The sequence below is a fragment of the Streptomyces sp. NPDC045956 genome, from assembly GCF_056430705.1.
This window is the reverse complement of the sequence record NZ_JBWKKZ010000012.1, coordinates 242,810-262,885: the sequence shown is the minus strand read 5'-3', so window position 1 is coordinate 262,885 and position 20,076 is coordinate 242,810. Positions and strand designations below refer to the sequence as shown.

General features: G+C 73.7%; 16 protein-coding genes. 9 read left to right on the top strand and 7 right to left on the bottom strand.

Annotation, left to right across the window (positions count from 1 at the left end):
- The coding region (locus AC07FV_RS28945; protein ID WP_479090319.1) for a WD40 repeat domain-containing protein at positions 1–372 on the top strand (372 nt) is incomplete at its 5' end.
- Positions 373–392: 20 nt separating this feature from the next.
- On the opposite strand, the gene AC07FV_RS28940 is transcribed toward AC07FV_RS28945, so the two are convergent.
- From AC07FV_RS28940 to AC07FV_RS28925, 4 genes are all read right to left on the bottom strand, one after another.
- A complete protein-coding gene (locus AC07FV_RS28940; protein ID WP_479090317.1) occupies positions 393–1,460 on the bottom strand; it encodes a hypothetical protein in 1,068 nt (355 codons plus the stop codon).
- Positions 1,461–1,500: 40 nt separating this feature from the next.
- Positions 1,501–2,439 (bottom strand): N-acetylneuraminate synthase family protein, encoded by a 939-nt coding sequence (locus AC07FV_RS28935; RefSeq protein WP_356602031.1) that lies wholly within the window; start codon positions 2,437–2,439, stop codon positions 1,501–1,503.
- A 14-nt stretch (positions 2,440–2,453) separates the two neighbouring features.
- Complete coding sequence (locus tag AC07FV_RS28930; RefSeq protein ID WP_479090316.1) at positions 2,454–3,722, bottom strand: cytidylyltransferase domain-containing protein; 1,269 nt, start codon at positions 3,720–3,722, stop codon at positions 2,454–2,456.
- Positions 3,723–3,877: 155 nt separating this feature from the next.
- Positions 3,878–5,221, bottom strand: a complete 1,344-nt coding sequence (locus AC07FV_RS28925) for a DUF6716 putative glycosyltransferase (RefSeq protein ID WP_479090314.1) — start codon at positions 5,219–5,221, stop codon at positions 3,878–3,880.
- 198 nt (positions 5,222–5,419) lie between these two features.
- Between AC07FV_RS28925 and AC07FV_RS28920 the strand changes: the two genes are divergently transcribed.
- From AC07FV_RS28920 to AC07FV_RS28895, 6 genes are all read left to right on the top strand, one after another.
- Positions 5,420–6,409: a glycosyltransferase family 2 protein gene (locus AC07FV_RS28920; RefSeq protein WP_479090313.1), complete on the top strand. Its 990-nt coding sequence runs from the start codon at positions 5,420–5,422 to the stop codon at positions 6,407–6,409.
- Positions 6,406–7,761, top strand: coding sequence for a polysialyltransferase family glycosyltransferase (locus tag AC07FV_RS28915; protein ID WP_479090312.1), 1,356 nt, complete (start codon positions 6,406–6,408; stop codon positions 7,759–7,761). The genes AC07FV_RS28920 and AC07FV_RS28915 overlap by 4 nt, the downstream gene beginning before the upstream one ends.
- 149 nt (positions 7,762–7,910) lie before the next feature.
- Complete coding sequence (locus AC07FV_RS28910; protein ID WP_479090310.1) at positions 7,911–9,176, top strand: hypothetical protein; 1,266 nt, start codon at positions 7,911–7,913, stop codon at positions 9,174–9,176.
- Positions 9,173–11,500 carry a polysaccharide pyruvyl transferase family protein gene (locus AC07FV_RS28905; protein WP_479090309.1) on the top strand — a complete coding sequence of 776 codons (2,328 nt, stop codon included), beginning with the start codon at positions 9,173–9,175 and terminating at the stop codon, positions 11,498–11,500. Before AC07FV_RS28910 ends, AC07FV_RS28905 begins: the two co-directional genes overlap by 4 nt.
- A 153-nt stretch (positions 11,501–11,653) precedes the next feature.
- Positions 11,654–12,619: a glycosyltransferase family 2 protein gene (locus tag AC07FV_RS28900; RefSeq protein WP_479090307.1), complete on the top strand. Its 966-nt coding sequence runs from the start codon at positions 11,654–11,656 to the stop codon at positions 12,617–12,619.
- Positions 12,620–12,622: 3 nt separating this feature from the next.
- On the top strand, positions 12,623–13,978 hold the full coding sequence (locus AC07FV_RS28895) for a polysialyltransferase family glycosyltransferase (RefSeq protein WP_479090305.1): 1,356 nt from the start codon (positions 12,623–12,625) through the stop codon (positions 13,976–13,978).
- A gap of 92 nt (positions 13,979–14,070) precedes the next feature.
- Here the strand turns inward: AC07FV_RS28895 and AC07FV_RS28890 are convergent, their stop codons facing one another.
- Positions 14,071–15,159, bottom strand: coding sequence for an acyltransferase (locus AC07FV_RS28890; protein WP_479090303.1), 1,089 nt, complete (start codon positions 15,157–15,159; stop codon positions 14,071–14,073).
- Positions 15,160–15,544: 385 nt separating this feature from the next.
- Here AC07FV_RS28890 and AC07FV_RS28885 point away from each other — a divergent pair, with 385 nt between their 5' ends.
- Entirely contained in the window at positions 15,545–16,465 is a 921-nt protein-coding gene (locus tag AC07FV_RS28885) for a class I SAM-dependent methyltransferase (protein WP_479090301.1), read from the top strand.
- A 221-nt stretch (positions 16,466–16,686) separates the two neighbouring features.
- Positions 16,687–17,646 carry a class I SAM-dependent methyltransferase gene (locus tag AC07FV_RS28880; RefSeq protein ID WP_479090300.1) on the top strand — a complete coding sequence of 320 codons (960 nt, stop codon included), beginning with the start codon at positions 16,687–16,689 and terminating at the stop codon, positions 17,644–17,646.
- A gap of 80 nt (positions 17,647–17,726) precedes the next feature.
- On the opposite strand, the gene leuE is transcribed toward AC07FV_RS28880, so the two are convergent.
- A complete protein-coding gene (leuE, locus tag AC07FV_RS28875; RefSeq protein WP_479090298.1) occupies positions 17,727–18,380 on the bottom strand; it encodes a leucine efflux protein LeuE in 654 nt (217 codons plus the stop codon).
- Between the two features lie 78 nt (positions 18,381–18,458).
- Positions 18,459–20,039, bottom strand: a complete 1,581-nt coding sequence (locus AC07FV_RS28870; RefSeq protein WP_479090296.1) for an acyl-CoA mutase large subunit family protein — start codon at positions 20,037–20,039, stop codon at positions 18,459–18,461.
- Between the last annotated feature and the right edge of the window lie 37 nt (positions 20,040–20,076).

Sequence of the window (20,076 nt, the reverse complement as noted above, 5' to 3'; positions counted from 1 at the left end):
CTGAGTGCACACACCGACTCGGTCACCTCCGTGGCCTTCAGCCCCGACGGACGGACCCTGGCCAGCGGCAGCGCCGACCACACCGTGCGCCTGTGGGACGTGAACGACCCGGAGAGCCCCGCCCTTCGCGGCGACCCCCTGAGTGCACACACCGACTCGGTCACCTCCGTGGCCTTCAGCCCCGACGGACGGACCCTGGCCAGCGGCAGCGCCGACCACACCGTGCGCCTGTGGCCGCTCGACCTCGGCGAAGCGGTCCGCGACATCTGCGAGTCGGCGGACGCATCGCACTACCGCAGTCAGTGGGCCCGCATCATGGACGACGACCTCCCCTACAGGCCTTCGTGCGAGACATCGGGGCAGGCCGGCTGAGCCGTCCGGCCTGCGGAGTGTCACCCGGCGGCCGCCACCGCCGACAGCCGGTGGACGTCGCGTGCCGAGCCCGTCACGCCCGACAGGAAGCCGCGGGCGCGGGGGGAGGCGTGCTGGGTGAGCCAGGCGGGGTCGATGTCGCAGACGGCGACCTTGACCTCGGTGCCGGCCAGGGCCAGCGGGAGGGTGTGGACGACGGTGGACGGGAAGCTGAGGACGGTGCGGCCGATCGGGCCGCGGCGGGCGATCAGTTCGAGGGGGAGGTCGGGACGGACGATCTCCAGCCCGGTCTCGACCGCCAGCCGGTGCAGTTTCTCCGCGCTCTCGCGGCGGTGGGCGAAGTAGCGGGCCGCGCCGTGGGTCCTGGCCAGCGCGCGTACGGCGTCCACGTAGCGGTCGCCGTCCACGACGCCGGTCTCCACCAGGGACGTGCCGACCATGTCGGCGCCCTTGGTGATGCGGGGCGGGCCGAAGCGCGCCCGGGTCCAGGCGAAGTCGTTCGCGGTGACCGTGACGCCGTCCGGGACGTCGTCGATCGGCATGGAGGAGAAGACCGAGACCCGGCGGTCGCCCGCCGGGGTCAGCCGGTGCCGGGCGGACCGGGAGACGGGGGCGAAGAGCAGGTCGCGGGGGCCGGGGCGGCTGCCCTTGCGGTGCCAGCGCACCAGGCGCTCGCCGTGGGCCAGCTGGGTGACGAACTCCATCGTGGCCGTGCCGTCGTCGACGACGACCAGGTCGTGGGCGCGGGTGATGGTGAGCAGCAGTTGCACGTAGCGGGAGAAGGGGTCGCCCATGACGACCCGGTCCGCCTGACGGAGGGCGGTCGTGAGGCCGCCGACCGTGCGGAAGGGGGCCGTGGCGCCGCCCCGGGCCTCCTCCCACCGGATCTCGTGACCCTCCTTGCGGGCCAGTTCCGCCATGCGGCGCAGCTGGCCCCGGGTCATCGGATCCACGGGCGACAGGACCACGAGGGTGAGCTCCGCGCCGGGTGCGCGCGTGTGCGCCCACTCCAGCACGTTCAGCAGTTGTACCGGGCTCTCGACGAAGGCGAGGGTGCGGGGGCCGGCATTCCCGGCGCGGGGGCTCATCGGCGTACGACCGTCCCGTGGTGAGGGCGTGGTGGGGGTGTCAGACCGTGACCGGCTCGCCCGCGGCGGCGGCGATCTCCGCCTCGGCGACGACACCGGAGACGCGGCGCAGCTTCTTCATCGGGCCCAGCTCCGAGTCGTAGACCTTCTTGACGCCGTCGCCGAGGGAGGCCTCGATGGTGCGGATGTCGCGGACCAGGCGGGTCAGGCCCTGCGGCTCGACGGAGGCGGCCTGGTCGGAGCCCCACATGGCGCGGTCGAGGGTGATGTGGCGCTCGACGAAGGTGGCGCCGAGGGCGACGGCGGCCAGGGTGGTCTGGAGGCCCGTCTCGTGGCCGGAGTAGCCGATCGGGACGTTCGGGAACTCCTGCTGGAGAGTGTTGATGACGCGGAGGTTCAGTTCCTCGGCCTGCGCCGGGTAGGTGGAGGTGGCGTGGCACATGAGGATGTTGTCGCTGCCCAGGACCTCGACCGCGTGGCGGATCTGCTTCGGGGTGGACATGCCGGTGGAGAGGATGACGGTGCGGCCGGTGGCGCGCAGGGCGCGCAGCAGCTCGTCGTCGGTCAGGGAGGCGGAGGCGACCTTGTGGGCGGGGACGTCGAACTTCTCCAGGAAGGCGACGGCCTCGGTGTCCCACGGGGAGGCGAACCAGTCGATGTTCTTGGTCCTGCAGTACTCGTCGATCTGGCGGTACTCGTCCTCGCCGAACTCCACGCGGTGGCGGTAGTCGATGTACGTCATCCGGCCCCAGGGGGTGTCCCGCTCGATGTCCCACTGGTCGCGCGGGGTGCAGATCTCCGGGGTGCGCTTCTGGAACTTGACGGCGTCGCAGCCGGCCTCGGCGGCGGCGTCGATCAGCTTGAACGCGTTCTCCAGCTCACCGTTGTGGTTGATGCCGATCTCGCCGGTGATGTAGACGGGGCGGCCGGGGCCGGCCTCGCGGGTGCCGAAGGTGCGGATGCGGGAGTCGGTGCTCATGACAGGGGGTTTCCTTACTTGGACGGGGTGATCGTGGGGGAATCGAGGGAGTCGAGCGAAGGGCCGAGGAGCCAGCCGGCGATCTCCCGGATCGCGCCGTCGCCACCGGGGGCGGTGGTGACCGCGCGGGCTGCGCCGCGGACGGCGTCGTGGGCGCTCGCGACCGCCACGGGCCAGCCGACGAGGGCGAAGCACGGAAGGTCGTTGACGTCGTTGCCGACGTAGAGCACGCGTTCGGGCGCGAGGCCCTGCTCCTCGCACCACTGCCGGAGCGCGAGGTCCTTGCGGTCGATGCCGTGCAGGACCGGAAGCCGGAGCTTGCGGGCACGGGCGGCGACGACCGGGTTCTCCTCCGTGGACAGGATCAGCATCGCCAGGCCGCTGCGGCGCAGGGCCCCGATGCCGAGTCCGTCGCCGCGGTGCACGGAGACGAACTCCCGTCCCTCGGAGTCGATCAGCACCCGGTCGTCGGTCTGGGTGCCGTCGAAGTCGAGGACCACCGCGTCGATGTCGGCGGCGGCGGGGAGGCGGCCGGCGGCGGGCGCGGCGGGCCGGGCCTCGTCGAAGAGGGGGGCCAGGGCGCGGGCGCGGGCCAGGTCGTGCGGGTCGTCGATCTCCAGGACGCGGGCCGGGTCGGTGCGGACCAGGTCGGTGCGGCCGAAGAAGCGGTGCTGGTGCTTGCGGAAGCCGGGCGCGGCCATGGCGTAGGCGGCGCCGGTCTCCAGCAGGTCCTGGGGGCGGTCCTGGCGGCGGGGGCGGAAGGACTTGTCGTGGTTGACGCCGTGTCCGCCCTCCTCCGCGTCGCCCTCGCCGTCCCGCCACACGAAGCCGTGGAACGGGGCGACCGTCACCGCGGTGTCGGCGCCGTTCTCCGCGACCGCTCCGGCCACGCCGTCGATGTCCTCGCGGACGAGGAAGGGGCTGGTGCACTGCACGAGCAGCACCACGTCCACGGCCGCGCCGTGCAGGGCCTCGTGGGCGTCCATCGCGTGCAGGACGGCCGCCTCCGAGGTGGCCGTGTCGCCGGCGATGGCGGCGGGCCGCAGGACGACCTCGGCGCCGGCCTCGCGGGCCGCGGCGGCGATGGTCCGGTCGTCCGTGGAGACCACGACGTCCGTCACCAGGCGGGTGGCCCGGCACTCGCGGACCGCGCGGGCCACCAGCGGGACGCCGCCTACGGGGGCGAGGTTCTTCGCGGGCACTCCCTTGGAGCCGCCGCGGGCGGGGATCACCGCGAGCACGCGGCGCATCGAAGCGCCCCGGCCCGCTTCCGGGTTGGACATGGGTTCTGCTCCTTGCGCCGGCGTCGTGGGTGACTGCGGGGCCGGAACCGCCGGGGTCCCGGAGGTTTGCGGGGCCGCGGAGGACACGGAGGTCCGCGGGGCCGCGGAGGTCTCGGGTGTCTGCGGGGCCGCGGAGGCCCCGGGGGTCGGGGCGCTCACAGCTCCCCCATCCGCCGGATCACCGGGGCGACCCGCTGGACCCCGTGGCGGTAGGCGCCGCGGGCGGCCCGGCGGACGACCTGGCGGACCGGGCCCGGGGCCCTGTCGGCGGCCGGCGCCCCGGGCAGGGGTGTGCCGTCCGGGCCCAGGTGGTGGCGGGCGAGGATGCCGGGGAGATAGCCGGGGGCGGTGACCGTCGTGTAGTACGGCGCCAGCGGGGGGAGCCCGCCCGGGCGGCCGAGCAGCCCGGTGATGCGTTCCCGGGCCTCGTCGAAGGCGGTCTCGTAGCCGCCGTCGGCCGCCACCCCCTGCCGGGCGACCCACTCGGGGTCGGGCACCGGGCGGTGGCCCTCGTCGAGCTGCTCCCAGGAGGCGAGGCAGCCGGAGCCGACGAAGTGGTGGTTGCCGAGCGCCTCCCGCACGCCCAGGTCGGAGAGGACGACCGTGGGGATGCGGCGGTGCAGGGACTCCAGGGCGGCCGTGGAGCTGATGGTGACGAGCAGGTCGGTGCGGTCGAGGACCTCGCCCATGTGCCCGTAGACCAGGCGGAAGTTGGGCGGCGGGTCGGCACGCTGCACGAGCTTCTGGTACGGCAGTTCCTCGATGTGCGTGGTGTGCTCGCCCGGCTTGGAGCGCAGCTTCAGCAGCACCTCGCGCTCGGGGTGCAGGCGGGCGTGGCGGATCAGCCGTTCGAGGAGGTAGGTGCGGTCCCTGCGGTTGTCCGGCACGGAGGGCTGGGCGGCGAAGACCACGGTGTAGGGGCGCTGCCCGCCCTCGCGGTCCGGTTCCCCGGTGTAGTCGGCGCCGCCCAGGAAGGGCAGGGCGACCTCGGTCACCGCGGCGGCGTCGGCCCCGACCCCCTCGTACACGGCCCGGAAACGGTCCGCGTCCTGACGGGAGTTGGCGAGCACGAGGTCCGCGCCGTGGCGCAGCAGCAGGCCGTCGGCGAGCTTCTCGTAGACGACGCCGACGTAGCCGGTGACGACCACGGGGCGGTCGGCGCGGTCCTGCCAGACCCGCCCGAGGCCGTGCAGCATCGCCTGGACGCCGCCGCCGACCAGGGCGAGGACGAGGACGTCGTAGGACTCCTCGCCCGTCGCGTCGCCCATGGCGCGCAGGAACTCGACGGCGGTCACCTCGCGGAGCGAGTCCGCGGTGACGCCGACTTCCCGCAGCTGGCGGGGGGTGGGGGTGGCTCGGCCGCGCAGGAGGTAGCCGTCGAGGCGGATGTCCGTGTCGCCGGGGGAGATGCGGGTCGCGGTGAGCGCGCCCCATTTCCACCGGGTGTCGGAGTCCGCCAGAACGGCGACTCGCAGGGCCTTCGTTGCACTTGCTGGCACGCCGTAGACGCTAGGAAGCCATTTCTAGGACGGGCCCAACCGCAATCCAACAAAGGGTGAACAGCACATCGCCGAATAGGTGATCAGGCCGCCCGGCGCCCGGAAAAACGTTCGCTTCACCGCTTCGCCACGCCGCGTTCACCCCGTATCAAGGCCAAGGTAAAGCCGCATCCCGGGCCGCCGCATAACGTCGTCGACGTGCCCAAGCTCTCCGTCATCGTGCCGTTCTACAACGTCCGGTCGTACGCACCGGACACCCTGCGGAGTCTGCGCGCCAACGCGCGGGACGACTTCGAATTCATTCTCGTCGACGACTGCTCCACGGACGGGACCGCGGACCTCCTCGCGCGGGCCGAACGGGAGCTGCCGGGGGCGGTGCTGGTCATACACGAACGCAACGGCGGCCTGGCGACCGCCCGCAACACCGGCATCGACCGGGCGCGCGGCGAGTACCTCACCTTCCTGGACGGCGACGACTGGCTGGCGCCCGGCCACTACGACCGTCTGGTGGCCGCCGTCGAGCGGCTCGGCGTCGACTTCCTGCGCACCGACCACGTGCAGTGCACGGGACGGGTGCGCACCCTGCACCGCGTACCGCACGGCCGCCGCAACGTGGCGCTGCGGCCGCGGGACGCGATCCTGCCCGCCCACCGGACCACCTCCGTCGACTACGCCTACGCGTGGGCGGGCGTCTACCACCGCCGGCTGGTCGAGCGGGGCCTGCTGCACTTCACCGACGGACTGCGCACGGCCGAGGACCGGCCGTGGATCTGGAAGCTGCACCGCGAGGCCGAGTCCTTCGCGGTGACCGGGCTGCTCGGCGTCTTCTACCGGCGCGGGGTGGCGTCCTCGCTCACCCAGATCGGCGACGTACGCCAACTCGACTTCATCCGCGCCTTCGACGAGGTCCTGGCGGGGGCGGCCGCCGACGAGGACGCCGGGCGGCTGGTGCCGAAGGCGGTGCGCACGTACTGCGCGATCATCTCCCACCACCTCGGTTCCATCGAGCGGTTCGAGCCCGCGGTGGCCCGGGCCCTGAGAGCGAGGAGCGCGGCGGCGCTGCGGCGGATGCCGCAGGACGCGCTGGACGAGGTTCTGGGCTCGATGGACGCCGAGCGGGCCACGCGGCTGCGGCGCCTGCGCCGCCGGGCGACGGCGGACCGGACGGACGAAGGGGTGGCGGCGTGACCACGCAGATCTTCCTGGTGTCGACGCTGTACGGCACGGCCACGCTCGCCGCGGCCCTGGACAGCGGCTGCTTCGCACCGGCCGACCGGCGAATCCTGCTGGTCTCCAACAACGCGGCGACGCCCGAGACGACCCCGTCCGTGGACGCGATGCCCGGGTTCGAGCGGGTGCGGAACCGCTTCGACGACGTGGTGTCGTGGAACGCGGCCGTCTCCCCCTTCCACCCGGGCGGCTGGTCGCCGCGGCTGGAGGACGTGCCGATGTGGGAGCGGCACCTGCGGCTGGCCTGGGGGCTGGGCGAGGACGACGTGGCGCTGGCCGTGGAGTCGATCCAGGTGCACCCGGCGCTCGGGGTGGCGCAGATCTTCACCGACGCGCCCGTGACCGTCTACGCGGACGGCCTGATGAGCTACGGGCCCACCCGCACCAAGCTCGCCCCGCTGGTCGGCACGCGCGTGGAGCGGCTGCTCCACCTCGACCTGGTGCCGGGGCTCACGCCGCTGCTGCTCACCGAGTTCGGCGTCGAGCCCGAGGTCGTGCCGACGGCGGCGTTCACCAAGGTGCTGGCGGAACTGGCGGGTGACGGCGCGCGGCCGGCCGGCCCCGGCACGGAACTGCCGGACGCCGGCGGGGCCGCGGTGCTGCTCGGCCAGTACCTGTCGGCGCTCGGCATCCTCTCCGCCGACGAGGAGGAGGACCTGCATGTGCGGATGCTGACGGGCGCGGCCGGGCTCGGGCACACGCGGGTGGTGTTCAAACCGCACCCCACGGCGCCGGCCCGCTTCACCCGGACCCTGGAGGAGGAGGCCGGGAGGCTCGGCGTCGACCTCACGGTGGTGGACACGCCGGTCCTCGCCGAGGTGCTGTTCCAGCGGACGCGTCCGGCACTGGTCGTCGGCTGCTTCTCCACGGCCCTGCTCACCGCGTCCGCGCTGTACGGCCTGCCGGTGGCCCGGGTCGGCACCGAGACGCTGCTGGACCGGCTGACGCCGTACGAGAACAGCAACCGCGTCCCGGCCACCGTCGTCGACGCGCTCCTCCCCGACCTGGCCGACCCGGCCGCCGTCACCGAGGGCCGGCGGGGCATGGACACCGAGACGCTCGCCGCGCTGGTGCGGGCCGTCGGGTTCGCGATGCAGCCGAAGGTGCTGCCGGAGCTGCGGCCGGCGGCCGAGGGGTACCTGCGGGAGCACCTGGAGGCGCGCACCTGGCGCTACTTCAAGAAGCGCCGGCTCACCTCGCTGGGCCTCCCGGGCGGCATCCCGGCCCGCCTGGGCTTCCTGCCGCGCAACGCCACGGCCCGCAAGGTGGTCCGCCGGGCCCGGGCGCTGCGCCGCTCGATGGGGCGGTGACGCAGGGGCGCGGGGACCCGGCGTGCGGGCGGGCGGGGAGTCCGGTCGCCCGCACGGGAGGCAGTGTTCACCCGCCGTGTGCCGGGAAGCCACCCGCGGCCCGTCGCTCTGGGGCACATTCGGCCTCCGGTCGGAGAACGGTGGAAGGCATGACGAAGCCCCTGGCGGGACTGTTCAAGGCGCGGCAGAAGGAGGCCGCCGAGCCGGCGCTGTACGCCCGCGGCATGCGCCTGTGCGGTGAGCACCTCGCGGCGCGGGACGGGGGGTCGGCTCCCCCGCAGGTCCGGCTCACCCAGGCCGTCGGGACCTTCGCGGCCTCCCTCGGCAGCCCGTCGGCCGACCCCTTCGACGCCCTCCTCCAGGTCGGCGAGCGCGCGCTGGAGGCCGGCGGGGAGCGCGAACTGGTCCTCGCGCTGGGCGTCGCCGAGACCTCGGCCATGATCCGGCAGCGTTCCAAGGGGGCGTGGCGGCTGCGCGGCCTGGCCCTGGACGGGCTGGGCCGCGGCCACGAGGCGCTGGAGTGCTACGCGCGCTACACCGCGCTGCTGAACGGCGGCGCCCCGGCGCCCGAGGTCGCCCGCAGGACGGACACCCTGCGCCGCCGGCGCGCGTGCCTCGACGCGGCCCTCGCGCTCTTCCCCGAGGCGGGCGCCCCGCTGCGCGAGCTGCTCGGACAGCCCGACACGACCACCGCGGTCATCGCGCCCCGGTTCGCCGCGTACGTGCGGGAGCGGGTGGCCGAGCACGGCCTGGGCGACCCCGCCGTACGGCGCCTGCTGGACCTGTACGGCGGCTACCGGCGGCTCGTCGAACGGCCCGCGATCCCCGACCCGGCGCCGGACGGCGGCACGCCGATCGGTGCCGGCGGGCTGCGGAGCCTGGTCGCGGGGCGGACGGTGTGCCTGGTCGCGAACGCCGGCGACGTGGCCGGCAGCGCGCTCGGCGCCGAGATCGACCGCTACGACCTGGTGGTGCGCTGCGACGCGTTCCGCGTCCGCGCCGGGGGCACCGGCGAGCGGACCGGGCTGCACGCCGTCTCGCTGCGGGGCGACACCCCGTGGGAGGGGCCCGCCTGGACGCAGCGGGCCGGTGTCCGGCTCGTGTTCGGCGACCCGGCCGCGGGCTGGCGCCGCGCCACCCGGCAGCGGCTCGTGCCCGGGGCGCAGGAGCACGTGGGTGACGCCTCCCTGCGCCGGCCGCTGAGCGACCCGGCGCTGCTCGGCGAGGACGGCTGGGGCCCGGCCCCGACCACCGCCTTCACCGTCCTGCGGCTCCTGGACTTCCTGGACGTGAGTCCTCGCCTGGACCTGATCGGATTCACCCTGCCCGGCCGGCTGCGGCCGAAGGAGGCCGAGTGGGTCATGGACCGCGCCACGCACGTCGACGACAGCAAGATGAGGATCGCCCTGCGATGACCCCTTCCCTCGAGTCCTCCGCCCCCGGGTCCTCCACCATCGGGGCCTCCGCCCCCGGCGCCCCGGTCTCCGTCGCGGACGACCGGAGCGCCGTCACCGGCCGGCGCCGGATCGCCTTCGCCGTCCACACCGACCGGGACGGCCTGCCCGGCCTGGCCACGCTGATCCGCAGCCTGGCCCTGTCCGACCCGGGCGTCTGCGAGGACCTCGTGGTCCTCCACCCCGGCCTGCCCGACTCCTCGTTCGACGCGGCCCGGCGGCTGCACCCGCGCCTCGTCACGCGCCGGGCCGAGGACCGTACGGCCGTCTTCCGGCTGGAGGGGTACGACACCGTCGTCGCCCTCACCCCGGCCATGGTCGTCCTCGGCCCCCTCGACGAGCTGCTGCGGATGCGCCACGGGGTCGGCGCCGTGCGGCAGCTGCTGTGCGCCGGGGAGCCCGGGGAGCGGCGCGCGGTCCTGCCGGACGGTCTCCTGGTCGTCCAGCGTGCCGACGTGGACGACGCCCTGGCGGACCGGCTCGGCGACGCCACCGGCGACGACCTCGGTCCGGCGCTCGGCGGGGCGCTGGTCCCGCTCGACGCCCGGTACGACTTCCTCGCCCGCTGCCTCCACGACGACACCCCGGTGCCCGGACACGTCACCGTCCTGCGCTTCACCGGACCGGTCGGCACCGGCGCCCCCGGGTACGGCCCGGCCACCGAGGCACGGCGCCGCTTCGAGCTGAGCGACGAGGAGTTCCGGGCCGCCTACTGCGCCCTGCCCGGCCGCAAGCACCCCGACCTGCTGGCGCACTGCGCGCCACCCCTGCTCACCGCCCGCCCATCCCTCGACCTCGCCCGCACGGTCGCCGACGTCCACCGTCAGCAGGGCCGCTACGACGAGGCCGTCGCGGTGCTCGCCCCGGTCGTGGGCGACCGGCTGGACGCGCCGCGCTGCCACGAGACGCTCGGGGTCTGCCTGATGGCGCTGTCGCGCTACGACGAGGCCGAGGCGCACCTGCTGCTGGCGGCGGCCTCCGCCGACGTCGCTCCCCGCGCCTTCGCCCAGCTCGCCCGCCTGGCGTGGCTGTGCGGCCGGGACGCGGACGCGCACGCCTACGCCCGCCAGGGCCTGGACGCCGACCCGACGGACGGCGGCTGCCACGGCTGGTACGTACGCACGCGTCCGCGGGTGCCCGAGCCGCGGAGACCGGACGCCGCCGATGCCGACGCCGACGCGGGTGCCGCCGACGACGCCGCGCGGCAGCTCGCGCACGTGGCGCTGTTCGCGGAGGGCCAGGAGAACGCCGGGGACAAGGTCCTGCCCGAGGCGGTGCGCAGCTGCTTCGACACCGACACCGGCCCGCGCCGCTGGTACGGGCAGCCGGTGCACCGGCTGGTGGACGAGGAGGCGCTGGAGCAGCTGAACGCGCGGCGCGGGATCGTCGTAGGAGGCGGCGGGCTCTTCCTCCCGGACACCTCCCCCAACGGCAACAGCCACTGGCAGTGGAACATCCCGGACGAGCTGCTGGCCCGCGTGAGCGCGCCGCTCGCGGTGTTCGCGGTCGGCTACAACGTCTTCGACGGGCAGCTCTACCGCCGGAGCCGGTTCGCGGAGAGTCTGCGGGTCCTGGTCGAGCGGTCGGCGTTCTTCGGGCTGCGCAACCACGGCTCCATCGACCGGGTCCGCGAGCTGCTCCCCGCGGAGCTGCGCGACCGGGTGCGCTACCAGCCCTGTCCGACCACGGTGGCCCGGCACCTGGACCCGGAGCGGTTCGCCTCGGTGGAGCGGTCCGACACCGTCCTGGTCAACTGCGCCTACGACCGCGCGGGCCTGCGGTTCGGCCACGACTACGGCCACTTCCTCTCGCAGCTGGCCACCGCGCTGCGGAGCCTGCGGGAGCGGGCCGACGTACGGTACGCGGCCCACATGCCGGCCGACGAGAAGTTCGTGCACGACCTGCGCCGGGAGCACGGCATCGCCCTGCCCGTGGAGCAGCTGTACGACATGTCGAACGACGCCATTCGCGCCCTGTACGGGCGGGCCCGGCTGGTGATCGGGATGCGCGGGCACGCCGGGATGATCCCGTTCGGCTGCGGCACCCCGATCCTCAGCCTCGTCTCGCACCCCAAGCTCGCGTACTTCCTGTCGGACATCGGCCGCCCGGAGTGGGGGCTGTCCGTGCACGACCGGGAGCTGGGCCCCCGGCTCGCGGAGCGGGCGTCGGCGGTCCTCGACCACCACGCGGCCGCCGTGGCCGACGTGCACGGCGCGCAGGAACTCCTGTGGAAGACCACCCGGTCGAACATCGGGGAGCTGCGGAACACCTTCGGCTCCTCCTGAGGGCCCGGAACATCCCCTCGCACCGAGAATTCACTTCCGCTGCGAACGGAGTTCGCCTCCGCGCGCCCTTTTCGACACCGCCGGAATCGGGAGCGTAGCTAGCCTGTTCCAATCTCCGATTTTCTCTCCAACCTTCGAGCGTGAGAGGCCCGCGTGCCGAAACTGTCCGTCGTCGTCCCCATGCACAATGTGGAAGCCTTCGCCGAGAGCACTCTGAGAAGTCTGGCCAACAACGCGGACCCGGATTTCGAGTTCCTGCTCGTCGACGACTGCTCCACGGATTCCACGCCATGGGCGATCGACCGCTGGGCGGAGAAACGTCCCACCGCGCGGGTGATCCAGCACGAGAAGAACATGGGCATCGCGCAGGCCCGCAACAGCGGCATCGACGCGGCCCGGGGCGAGTACGTCACGTTCCTCGACGGCGACGACTGGTACGGACCGGGCTACCTCGCCGAACTGGTCTCCTTCGCCGACGAGCTGGGCTGCGACTTCGCCCGCACCGACCACGTCCAGGCCACCGGCACCGAGCGGGTGATCCGGCGGCCCCCGGCCCCCCTGCGCAACACGGTGATGGACCCGCGCGAGGGCATAGCGCCGCCCCACATGGAGACGATGGTCGACTACCCCTTCGTCTGGGCGGGGATCTACCGCCGGCACCTCTTCGACGACGGCGGGATGCGTTTCGCGACCGAACTGCGCACCGCCGAGGACCGGTTGTGGATCTGGCGGCTGCACCTGAAGGCGGCCTCGTACGCCTCCGTCGGCCTGCACGGGGTGTTCTACCGGCGGGGCGTCGCGACCTCGCTCACCCAGATCAAGGACTCCCGCCAGCTGGACTTCATCCCGGCCTACGACATGCTCCTCCAGGACCTGCTGCGGGACCCGGAGGCCGAGCGCTTCCTCCCCAAGGCGGTACGGACGTACTGCGCCATGATCGCCTTCCACCTCGGCAAGGTGGACGAGTACGAGGCGTCGGCGGCGCGGCGGCTGCGGCACGAGGCGCGGGACGCGCTGCACCGCATGCCCCAGCACGTGCTGGAGGAGACCCTGAGGACCATCGACAGCACTCGGAGCAGGTTGCTCAGCCGCCTGCGCGACGGCCGGAAGGCTGCCTGACCCATGCCCCACAAGACCCAGATCTTCCAGGTGTCGACCCTGTACGGAGCGGCCACCCTCGCCGCGGCGCTCGACGCGGGCCTGTTCGGGCCGCGCGGTGAAGCCCGGCGCGTCCTGCTGGTCTCCAACAACGCCGCGATACCCGAGACCGCGCTGCGGCTCGACGAGATGCACGGCTACGAGCGGATATCCGGCCGCTTCGACTCGGTGATCAGCTGGAACGAGGCGATCCGCCCGCACCACCCGAGCGCCTGGGGCCCGCGCGGCAACGACGTGTCGCTGTGGCAGAAGGCGTTCCGCCTGGCCTGGGGCATCGGCGAGCGGGAGGCGGTCGAGCTGGCCGTGGAGTCCATCCAGGTCAACCCGGCCCGCGCGCTGGCGGCGATCTTCTCCGAGGCCGCCCTGCACGTGTACGCCGACGGCCTGATGAGCTACGGCCCGACCCGCGAGAAGCTGCCGCTGACCCTCGCGCGCCGCATCCGGCGGCTGCTCCACCTCGACCTGATCCCGGGTCTGACGCCGCTGCTGCTGTCCGAGTTCGGTGTGGAGCCCGAGGTCGTCCCGGACGCGGCGTTCCGCGCGGTGCTCGACGAGATCTCCCGGGACGCGGCCGACGACCCCCGGCTGGCGCCCGTGGTGGCCCAGCGGCCGACGGCGGTGCTGCTCGGGCAGTACCTCGCGGCCATCAACATCCTCACCGCGCAGGAGGAGGAGGACCTCCACGTCCGCATGCTCACCGGAGCCGCGCGTGCCGGACACCGGTCCGTGGTCTTCAAGCCGCATCCGACGGCCCCCGCGGGCTACACGACGGCGCTGAGCAAGGCGGCGGTGGACGCGGGCGTCCGGCTCACCGTGCTGGACGCTCCCCTGCTGGCCGAGACGCTGTACCACCACTGCGCGCCCGAACTGGTCGTCGGCTGCTTCTCCACGGCGATGGTCACCGCCTCCGCCTACTACGACGTGCCCATCGCCCGGGTGGGGACCGCGCTGGTGACGGAGCGGCTCAAGCCCTACCCCAACAGCAACCGCGTGCCGCTGGCCGTCGTCGACCACCTGGTGCCCGACCTGGAGACCGGGCAGGCCCCGGCGCGGGTGGACGCGGCCCCCGCGTCCCTGTCGCCGCTGGTGCGGGCGATCGGGTTCTGCATGCAGCCCAAGACCTACGCCGAGCTGCGCGAGCCGACGGAGGCCTGGCTGCGGGCCAACCTGGCGGGCGTCCCCGGCTACTACTTCCCGGAGCTGCGGCTGACCGAGCTGGGCCTGCCCGGCAGCCGACCGCAGCTGCGCGCGAAGCTCCAGGTGCGGCGGGCCCGGCGCGTGGTGCGCAGGGCGGTGCGGCGCGGCGCCGGGAGGAAGTGACCGGGCGCGGACCCCGGCCGACGGCAACGGAGCCCCCTTCCGCCGCGTGGCGGGAGGGGGCTCCGGCGGTTCCACACCGGGGACTTGAGGGCTCAGCCCAGCCAGCGGCCCAGCCGCAGCCGCGTCCACAGCAGGGCGGCGGCGAAGGACAGCACCACCGTGGCCCCCGTCAGCCCCGCGAGCGCGCCGACGGCACCAGGCCATCCGGCGTCCGCCGACACCACGCGCGGGGCGAGAGCCTCCAGGAACAGCAGGTGGACCAGGTAGGCGCCGAAGGAGACCCCGGCGAGCCGGCCCAGCAGCGGGCGGAACCGCTGCGGCACCCTGATCCGGTTGAGGGCCATCAGCAGGGTCCCGGCGAGCAGGGCCACGACGACGGAGCCGTACGGGCCGGGGAAGTGCACCCGGTGCTCGTACACGGCCACCGCACCCCAGGCGCACAGCCCGCCGGCCAGCCACAGCAGGCGCCTGCCCCGTCCGGCGACCGCGGCCCCCGGCAGGGACAGCAGCAGGGCGCCGATGACCGCGTACACGATCTGGTAGACGCCGAACTGCCAGGCGAAGGGCGGGCGTTCGATGTCCAGGAGGCGCGCGAGGTCGCCGAGGAGGGTCGGGGCGAGCGCCAGCCCGAGCAGGACGGCGCCCGCGCCCCAGGGCCGCTTACCGGCCCGGATCAGCAGCACGACCGAGAGGAGCAGGACGACCGGGACGTAGGCGTACAGGTACCAGAGGTGGAAGGCGGGGCGCACCGAGGCGAACAGCGCGTCCCACGCGAGGTCCCGCGTGGGCTCGGAGTTGGCGTCCCGGGCCCAGTCCCACAGCAGGTAGCCGGCGGTCCACACGGCCATCGGCACGACGATGCGGGTGAGCCGCCTGCGGACCTGTCCGCCGTCCCGGGGCGGGGCCCCGCTCAGCACGACCCAGCCGGCGATCGCGAAGAACAGCGGCACGGCGCACCGGCTCAGCGCGTCCCCGACGAGCGCGGTCCAGTACACGGGGCCGCCTCCCGAGGGGGTGCGGTCGACGGACTTCATGAGTTCGCCCGCGGCGTGGCAGACGATGACCCCGACCGAGGCGAGGACCCGGACGAGGTCGATGTCGTGGCGGTGCTCGCCCCGGGGGCGCGGGGCCGCCGGGGCCCCTTCGGGTGCGGGGCCGCGCTGGGGCTCGGCGGCGGTCATGGGCTCGGCGGCGATGGGTGTTCACTCCCGGACAGGACGCGCGGGCCCGCCGGTTTCCGGCCGGGCCCGGGAGGGTGGGGTGGGTGCCGGCGCCGCGCGCACTCCCGGTGGCGGCGCCGCGCGGCGCACATCGGTGCAGGCTACGAGGGCGCGGCGAGCACCGGGAACCTGTCCGGGATGAACATCGGCCACGCGGGCGTGACCTTCCGGTGAACTCCGGGTGCCGCCACCGCCGCGTCATCCGGCGTTCCGCAAGAGTTCCCCCGGTGGCCCGTTCGGACGGCTCGGTTTCCGTCCGGGGACCTCCCTAGTCTGGCCCCGTCCACCCCACAGGCGTTGCACGTACCCACACGTTCACCTCCGTGACGGATCGAGGTCGTTGCCCATGAACAGCCTTTCCCTGCTCCGCAGTCCGGTCTCCCGGCGTCTGCTGCGTCCCGTGGCCGACCTCATCGACCAGCGTGTCCAGCGCCAGGTCCGCTCGGCGGTGCGGGAGGGGGTGCAGAGGGCGGTGCGGGAGGCGGTGCGCGAGTCCACCACGCACCGGCTGACCTCGGAGCTGCTCCTCGGCTCCCACGGACGCGGCCTGTCCCGGGTGGTGGCCGAGGGTCCGCTCAAGCGCCTGCACGCCGAGGTCGCGGCCCTGTCCGGAGACCGCGCCGCGGCGGAGCGCAACGTCGCCACCGCCTACCGGCTGCTGGTGGCGCTGGAGTCGCTGGGCGTGGGCCGGGTCGCGGGCGGCACCATGAACATCTGCGGCAAGCTCGGCACCATCCCGCTGCTCGGCCCGCCGAACGACGAGATCCTGGAGATAGGCACGCTGTACGGCATGTTCTCCACCGGCCTGATCCGGATGCTGGAGCGCGACGGCCGCAGCCCGAGCCTGACCATCGTCGACCCCTTCGCCGGCGTGCAGCTCCAGCCGGGCACCAACCCGCGCCCCGACCCGACGGGCACCCCGGTCGACGAGCACGCGGTGCGCACCAATCTCGCCCTGGCCGGCCCGGCGGGCGCGGCGGCCCGCGTCCGGCGGGGCTTCTCGGAGGACCCGGAGACCCGGGAGGCGGTCTCCGACCGGGCGTACGGCGTCATCGTCGTCGACGGCGACCACTCGGCCAAGGGCGTCCGCCAGGACCTCCAGTGGGCCGAGGAGATCGCCGCGCCCGGCGCGATCGTCGTCCTCGACGACTACGGCGACCCCAACTGGCCGGGCATCAAGGAGGCCCTGGACGAGCACCTGGAGGACGCCACGCGCCTCACCTACCTGGGCAAGGCGGCCCACTCGGCGTACCTGCGGGCGGCCTGAGCCGGCGCGTCGGGGACGCGAACCGACGCGGAAACGGCGCGATCCGCCGTACGCAGGGGGCGCCCGGGGCGGATCACGCGCCCCCGGGCGACCCGGGCGACCTGGGCGTCCCGGTCGCGGAAGGTACCGAGGCGAGCACGTTGGGCGATTCGTGCGATTTTCCTCACACCAGATCGCGCGCGCCGACCTCTTTTCGGCCGGCGAGAAGGCATCCTCCCTGCATGGCCACTGCGCAAGAGACGCACACGTACCCCGGCGACCTGAACGACGTCCCCGGCTGGTTCTGGCCGCTCGACCAGGTGCTGTTCTCCTGGTTCCTGGAGCGTCAGGAGCGGCGGGGCACCCGCGGCGACCTGCTCGAACTGGGCGCCTACCTGGGCAAGAGCGCGATCCTGCTGGGTCATCATCTGCGGGACGGCGAAACGCTCACGGTCTGCGACCTGTTCGAGACGGAGCCGCCGGACGCGGCCAACCGGGCGGAGGCGGCGCAGTCGTACTCCACGCTCACCCGGCAGGCCTTCGAGCGGAACTACCTCTCCTTCCACGACACCCTGCCCAGGATCGTCCAGGACGTCAGCTCCACGATCACCGACGAGGTCGGGCCCGGCACCTGCCGCTTCGCCCACATCGACGCCTCGCACCTGTACGAGCACGTCCACGGCGACATCGGCGCGGCCCGCGAGCTGCTGCTGCCGGACGGCATCGTCGTCCTCGACGACTTCCGCAGCGAGCACACCCCGGGGGTCGCCGTCGCCGCCTGGGAGGCCGTGCTCAACCGGGGGCTGCGTCCCGTCTGCCTGAGCAGCCAGAAGCTGTACGCCACCTGGGGCGATCCGGAGCCCGTGCAGGAGGAGTTGCTCGCCGCGCTGCGCGGACGTGACGACGTCGCCGTGACCGTGGAGCAGGCCGCCGGGCACCGGCTGGTCCGGGCCCGCGCCAAGGGCAAGCGGATGCGGCCGCCCGCGCTGCCGGCCTCACGGCACCCGGCGCCCGGGGCACCGGCGCGGCGGGCGGACACCCTGCCGGGCAGGGCGGCGCAGGCCCGCCCGGCGGTCCGCCCGGCGAAGCCCCGGACCCGCCGGCTCGCGCTGGACCTGCTGCCCCCGGTCGTCACCCGGGCGGTGCGCCGGTACCGGGCGGCGCGGCGCGCGAGGACGGGCGGGACGGCACGGAGGCCGTAGGCCGCCCCGCCTCCCGCGATGCTCTCCGCACGGACGACGACCGGCCCTTCGAGGAAGGGCCGGTCGTCGTCCGTGCGGAGTCAGGCGCTCGCCACCGACAGCTTCACCGCGAAGCCGAGGAACAGCGCGCCCGCCGCCGAGGTGGCCCCCGCCGAGAGCCGCTTGCGGCGGCGGAAGGCCGCGGCCAGCCGGGTGCCGCTGAAGATCAGGGCGCTCAGGTACAGGAAGCTCGCCAGCTGGGCGAAGACGCCGAGGACGACGAAGGAGAGGGCGGGGTAGGCGTAGCCCGGGTCGACGAACTGCACGAAGAAGGCGACGAAGAACAGGATCGCCTTCGGGTTGACGAGACTGACGACCAGGGCGCGGCGGAACGGCCGCTCGGCGTCGGCCGCGACCGCGGTGTCGGTGCCCTGCGGGGTCTGCTCCCGCCGCGTCCGCCACATCGCCCAGGCGGCCCGCATCATCCCGATCGCCATCCACGTCAGGTATCCAGCGCCGATGTACTTCACGATCCCGAACAGCAGGGCGTTGGCCTGCAACAGGGAGGCGACCCCGGCGGCCGACAGGGTCATCAGCACCGTGTCCCCGCACCAGACCCCGGCGGCGGCCGTGTACCCGGAGCGCACGCCGCGGCGGGCGGCCACGGACAGGACGTAGAGCGAGTTGGGGCCGGGGAGCAGGATGATGAGAGCCAGGCCCGCGAGATAGGTGGGGAGATCGATGACGCCGAACATGCAGGGAGTGTCGCACGGCGGTGCGACACTCCGCGCGGGTGTTCCAGCCGTCGAGAAGAGGGCCGGGGGCGCCCGGGATCAGAAGGCGTCGGAGGGCACGTACGTCCCCCAGACCTCCCGCAGCGCGTTGCACACCTCGCCCACCGTCGCCCGCGCCCGCAGCGCGTCCTTCATCGGGTACAGGACGTTGTCCTCGCCCTCGGCGGCCTTCTTCAGTGCCACGAGCGCGGTGTCCACCGCCCGCTGGTCGCGCTCCGCGCGGAGCGCGGCGAGGCGGGCGGCCTGCTGGGCCTCGATGGCCGGGTCGACGCGGAGCGGCTCGTACGGCTCCTCCTCGTCGAGCTGGAAGCGGTTGACGCCGACCACGACCCGCTCGCCCGAGTCGGTCTCCTGGGCGATGCGGTAGGCGCTGCGCTCGATCTCGCTCTTCTGGAAGCCGTGCTCGATGGCGCTGACCGCGCCGCCGAGGTCCTCGACCTTGCGCATCAGGTCGAGCGCCGCCGCCTCGACGTCGTCGGTCATCTTCTCGACGACGTAGGACCCGGCGAACGGGTCGACGGTCGCCGTCACGTCCGTCTCGTAGGCGAGCACCTGCTGGGTGCGCAGGGCGAGGCGCGCGGACTTGTCGGTCGGCAGCGCGATGGCCTCGTCGAAGGAGTTGGTGTGCAGGGACTGCGTGCCGCCGAGCACCGCGCCGAGGCCCTGCACGGCGACGCGGACCAGGTTGACCTCGGGCTGCTGTGCGGTCAGCTGCACCCCGGCCGTCTGCGTGTGGAAGCGCAGCATCAGCGACTTGGGGTTCTTCGCGCCGAACTCCTCGCGCATCACCCGCGCCCAGATCCGGCGGGCCGCGCGGAACTTGGCGACCTCCTCCAGGATCGTCGTACGGGCCACGAAGAAGAAGGACAGGCGCGGCGCGAAGTCGTCGACGTCCATGCCGGCCGCGACCGCGGTGCGCACGTACTCGACGCCGTCCGCGAGGGTGAAGGCGATCTCCTGCGCGGGCGAGGCCCCCGCCTCGGCCATGTGGTAGCCGGAGATGGAGATGGTGTTCCACTTCGGGATCTCGGCCCGGCAGTACTTGAAGATGTCCGCGATCAGCCGCAGGGAGGGCTTGGGCGGGAAGATGTACGTCCCGCGCGCGATGTACTCCTTCAGCACGTCGTTCTGGATGGTGCCGGTGAGCTGGTCGGCGCCGACCCCCTGCTCCTCGGCGACGAGTTGGTAGAGCAGGAGCAGCAGCGCGGCGGGGGCGTTGATCGTCATCGAGGTGGAGACCTGGTCCAGCGGGATACCGCCGAACAGCACCCGCATGTCGTCGATCGAGTCGATCGCCACGCCCACCTTGCCGACCTCGCCGCTCGCGATCGGGGCGTCTGAGTCGTGGCCCATCTGGGTCGGCAGGTCGAAGGCGACCGACAGGCCCATCGTGCCGTTGGCGATCAGCTGCTTGTAGCGGGCGTTGGACTCCGTCGCCGTGCCGAACCCGGCGTACTGGCGCATCGTCCACGGCCGGCCGGTGTACATCGACGGGTACACGCCCCGGGTGAACGGGTACTTCCCCGGCTCACCGAGCTTCTCGGCCGGGTTCCAGTCCGCCTGGGTGTCGGGCCCGTAGACCGGTTCGATGGGCAGTCCGGACTCAGACTCGCGCGCCATGGTGTGATGCCTCCCGCTGAGCACATGTTCGAAGGTG

What these genes read in the sequence shown, in the direction of transcription:
- AC07FV_RS28940 (WP_479090317.1), bottom strand. Translation starts at nt 1,460, where the DNA reads ATGAGCCCCCGCGCCGGGAATGCCGGCCCCCGCACCCTCGCCTTCGTC.
- AC07FV_RS28935 (WP_356602031.1), bottom strand. Translation starts at nt 2,439, where the DNA reads ATGAGCACCGACTCCCGCATCCGCACCTTCGGCACCCGCGAGGCCGGC.
- AC07FV_RS28930 (WP_479090316.1), bottom strand. Translation starts at nt 3,722, where the DNA reads ATGTCCAACCCGGAAGCGGGCCGGGGCGCTTCGATGCGCCGCGTGCTC.
- AC07FV_RS28910 (WP_479090310.1), top strand. Translation starts at nt 7,911, where the DNA reads ATGACGAAGCCCCTGGCGGGACTGTTCAAGGCGCGGCAGAAGGAGGCC.
- AC07FV_RS28905 (WP_479090309.1), top strand. Translation starts at nt 9,173, where the DNA reads ATGACCCCTTCCCTCGAGTCCTCCGCCCCCGGGTCCTCCACCATCGGG.
- AC07FV_RS28895 (WP_479090305.1), top strand. Translation starts at nt 12,623, where the DNA reads ATGCCCCACAAGACCCAGATCTTCCAGGTGTCGACCCTGTACGGAGCG.
- AC07FV_RS28890 (WP_479090303.1), bottom strand. Translation starts at nt 15,159, where the DNA reads ATGACCGCCGCCGAGCCCCAGCGCGGCCCCGCACCCGAAGGGGCCCCG.
- AC07FV_RS28885 (WP_479090301.1), top strand. Translation starts at nt 15,545, where the DNA reads ATGAACAGCCTTTCCCTGCTCCGCAGTCCGGTCTCCCGGCGTCTGCTG.
- AC07FV_RS28880 (WP_479090300.1), top strand. Translation starts at nt 16,687, where the DNA reads ATGGCCACTGCGCAAGAGACGCACACGTACCCCGGCGACCTGAACGAC.
- leuE (WP_479090298.1), bottom strand. Translation starts at nt 18,380, where the DNA reads ATGTTCGGCGTCATCGATCTCCCCACCTATCTCGCGGGCCTGGCTCTC.
- AC07FV_RS28870 (WP_479090296.1), bottom strand. Translation starts at nt 20,039, where the DNA reads ATGGCGCGCGAGTCTGAGTCCGGACTGCCCATCGAACCGGTCTACGGG.